2 protein-coding genes are annotated in these 888 nt (G+C 37.2%); both read right to left on the bottom strand.

Annotated elements, in window-relative coordinates:
- Positions 1–97 (bottom strand): 50S ribosomal protein L35 (gene rpmI, locus JQM82_RS15875; protein WP_235251386.1); only part of this gene is annotated, 97 nt, incomplete at its 3' end.
- Positions 98–129: 32 nt separating this feature from the next.
- A complete protein-coding gene (gene infC / locus JQM82_RS15870; protein ID WP_235251384.1) occupies positions 130–624 on the bottom strand; it encodes a translation initiation factor IF-3 in 495 nt (164 codons plus the stop codon).
- Positions 625–888 lie beyond the last annotated feature (264 nt).

Genomic DNA, 888 nt, shown 5'->3' with positions numbered 1-888 from the left:
AGATATGGCTCTTATAAGCTTTATTTCTTTTTAATTTTCCTGTACCTGTCTTTTTGAAGCGCTTTGCAGCTGCTCTATTTGTTTTAATTTTTGGCATGATAAGTTCCTCCTTAAATTTGTAATTTATTTTTAACGTTTTTCAGTTAAAACCATGCTCATATTTCTGCCTTCCAGTTTTGCCGGCTTTTCAACGACTGCCACATCTTCAAGCATCTTTGCGAAATCATCAAGAATATGCTTGCTCTGCTGCATATGTGCCATCTCACGTCCGCGGAAACGCAGAGTGACTTTTACTTTATTTCCTTTTGTAATAAACTTTTTTGCATTATTCACTTTCGTATTCAGATCATTTGTCTCAATATTAGGTGAAAGACGCACTTCTTTTACTTCAACGGTCTTCTGCTTTTTCTTTGCCTCTTTCTCCTTTCTTGCAAGCTCATATCTGTACTTTCCGTAGTCAATAATCTTGCAGACAGGCGGCTGAGCCTTCGGAGCTATCTTTACAAGGTCAAGATCCGCTTCCTGAGCAAGCTTCATTGCCTCTTTCGGAGACATAATTCCCAGCTGATCTCCATTCTCTCCAATCACTCTTATCTCTTTGTCTCTAATCTGCCCGTTAATCATTAATTCGCTAATTGTTGTGCACCCCCATCATAAAAAATAAGTGAATAGTTTTGAGACTATCCACTTACATATTTCCATAAAACGACCTCCGATAAGATCCCTATGTGCAATATCAAACCAATAGTCACCCGATTGTGCTATGGTGAGAGTGGATACTCTACTTTATTTTTTGCCTTACGCATCTATCACTCTAACACATCTACATACATCTGTCAACCTGTTTTTTATTCTTTTACAGTTTTTATTCAGATGTGTATATATTAT

Source organism: Faecalicatena contorta (genome assembly GCF_021531995.1).
Taxonomy (GTDB): domain Bacteria; phylum Bacillota; class Clostridia; order Lachnospirales; family Lachnospiraceae; genus Dorea_A; species Dorea_A contorta_A.
This window is presented reverse-complemented; position numbering and strand designations above follow the sequence as displayed.

What these genes read in the sequence shown, in the direction of transcription:
- infC (WP_235251384.1), bottom strand. Translation starts at nt 624, where the DNA reads ATGATTAACGGGCAGATTAGAGACAAAGAGATAAGAGTGATTGGAGAG.